Here is a 2,414-nt window from a genome sequence, read left to right on the forward strand (position 1 = left end):
TCTGTGTGTTTCCTCGTATTCTTTATCAAGAATTTCTTTCATTTTCATAAATGTTTGTGTTTTAACGCCAAACATCCGCTTAAAAGCATGTGCTTTATCGTTATAATTTGTTTTTTCCCCGCCCATTATAAATTTATATCATATTTTGAGGTTGTCGAACAAGTCTAGTGAAAACAAGACAGGTACGCCGTCTTATGAATGGGACATAAGTGGTACAAAAATTGCAGGGGAACAAACATACACAATACCCAGAGCCGATCTTGGTAAAACAATAAAAGTAACAGTTAGTTATTCAGACAACAGTGGAAGCATAACCAGTACGCAGACATCAGCAGTATCATATAAAAACTTGAATGTTGATGATGGAAATTATATAAATTTAGCTGGGGAAAATGAATTTGCTAGTGAAATTTGGATCGAAAATCAAACGTCAAGATCTGATATAGAAATTGAGGAAAATCCCAAAGGTTATATTGTCATAATTAATGTATTATTTACTAGAAAAGATCCATCAGAAGTTATTGCTCTTAAATCATGTAGTTATATAAAAATGTGCCTGACAGAAACAGATAAAGCTCCTGAGATTATTAATGGAGGTATTGTAATGTACTTTAATGTATTAGAATTTGACACAAAAAGTGGTCCGCCTAGGAATATATATGTTAATGGTATTTATACTGCTAAAGAAACATTTGTTTTGGAACATAACAATCCATAAATAATATATTTTTAAATTATCTTGAAAAATTTTATTGAAATTTAAAAAACTACCGCCTTTGGCGGTGGTCATGTACTGACGGCTATGCCATAATACTTGAAGGAGTAGGAAAATGGCAAAATGGAAAAAAGCCGCGCATATAGTGTATCAATGTAGTTATCATCTGGTATGGACACCGAAATATAGATACCGGATATTACAAGGGGAAATAAAAGAACATATGGAAAAGAAGATACGGACGATATGTGAATGGAAGCATGTGGAAATACTAGAATTAACGATAATGCCCGATCATATCCACATGGTGGCGATAATACCCCCAAAGTTGGCTGTAGCGGAGCTAATGGGGATATTAAAGGGAAAAACGGCGATAGCCGTTTTTCAACAACACAAAAACCTGCGGACAAAACCGTACTGGGGAAATCACTTCTGGAGCCGCGGCTACTGTGTTACGACGGTAGGGATGGATGAGGAAAGAATACGGAGGTATGTAAAATATCAAGAAGACGCCGAGCGGCTCAGCGAGGATCACGAACTACAAGAAGGCCTCTTTTAGAGGCCACATTCAAGCCACCGCCTTTGGCGGTGGTTGTTGACTCACGCCTTGCGCCGTCCATGGCGCAAGGCGATTGTAAAGTGGGGTAAAAAAATCATCGTTTAACAGGTCGGTAACTGCATCGCCGCCTTACGGCGGCTCGGGCTACACAAAAACGCAGTCGGGGCTTCGCCCCTTTGTGCGTTTTTGTTCCGCCACATTTTTTTGCGCCCGTAAAACCGCTTCGCGGTTTTCCTTATCGGGCGCAAAAAAACGTCAGTTACCGCCGGAACGTTATGCGCAATTGCCCCTAAACTGGTTGACAAATATTGTAAGAAAAAATATAATTTATGTATGGACTTAAAAACAAGAACAAAAGAGCATTTTAATAATCAGGCAATATTGTATGATTTAAGTAATAAATACAAATATCCCCGATTTCATTATAATATATTATTGGAAGAAATTAAAAAGCAATATCCTTTAAATACTTTCCTTGATGTTGGCTGTGGAACTGGTGTAATAATAGAAAATTTAAATAAAAATAATCTAAAAGTATCTTGTTATGGCATTGATTTATCTGAAAATATGATAAATCAGGCAAAGGAGCGTCTTGGTAATAATGTAAATCTTGTTTTAGGTGATGCTGAAAATCTCCCTTATGAAAATAATATGTTTGATTGCATATGCTGTTCATCAAGTTTTCATCATTACCCTAATCCACAAAAAGCACTTTTGGAAATAAATAGAGTTCTAAAAGACGGCGGACGTTTTGTTCTATGTGATACAAATATAATATTTCCTTTGCGACAAATTGTAAATATAATAATTCCTCATCTTAATCGTGGTGATGTGCATATATATAATAAAAAAGAAATAAAAAAATTATTTTGTGATGTTGGTTTTAAAAATATAGAATGGAAAGTTATTCCTCATTATGCTTTTATATGTATAGGATATAAATAGATTATAAAATATAATATAAAATACGGGGCAACAGCGCATAACAGGTCGGTAACTGTACGCCGCCTAACGGCGGCTAGTGTGCTGTAAAATACATATGTCAACATGATTTAGCCTTTTCAATTTTAGCAAGTATCTCAGACGGTTTTTTAGTCCATGTGAAAGAACGTCCGGACTTGTTCCAGGTTAATACCTCTC

3 protein-coding genes are annotated in these 2,414 nt (G+C 35.7%); all 3 read left to right on the forward strand.

The window, feature by feature from the left end:
• Positions 1-151: 151 nt before the first annotated feature.
• The 3 genes from ACYVRH_RS11855 (at position 152) to ACYVRH_RS11865 (ending at position 2,219) form a co-directional block, all read left to right on the forward strand.
• Positions 152-718 carry a hypothetical protein gene (locus ACYVRH_RS11855; protein WP_461257123.1) on the forward strand — a complete coding sequence of 189 codons (567 nt, stop codon included), beginning with the start codon at positions 152-154 and terminating at the stop codon, positions 716-718.
• A 112-nt stretch (positions 719-830) separates the two neighbouring features.
• Positions 831-1,274, forward strand: coding sequence for an IS200/IS605 family transposase (gene tnpA, locus ACYVRH_RS11860; RefSeq protein WP_461257124.1), 444 nt, complete (start codon positions 831-833; stop codon positions 1,272-1,274).
• 333 nt (positions 1,275-1,607) lie between these two features.
• Positions 1,608-2,219 carry a class I SAM-dependent methyltransferase gene (locus tag ACYVRH_RS11865; RefSeq protein WP_461257125.1) on the forward strand — a complete coding sequence of 204 codons (612 nt, stop codon included), beginning with the start codon at positions 1,608-1,610 and terminating at the stop codon, positions 2,217-2,219.
• The last annotated feature ends 195 nt before the right edge of the window (positions 2,220-2,414 follow it).

Source organism: Treponema sp. R80B11-R83G3, from assembly GCF_054786115.1.

Bases quoted from the DNA above. Each gene is read 5' to 3' on its own strand.
- tnpA (WP_461257124.1), top strand. From the start codon at position 831: ATGGCAAAATGGAAAAAAGCCGCGCATATAGTGTATCAATGTAGTTAT.
- ACYVRH_RS11865 (WP_461257125.1), top strand. From the start codon at position 1,608: ATGGACTTAAAAACAAGAACAAAAGAGCATTTTAATAATCAGGCAATA.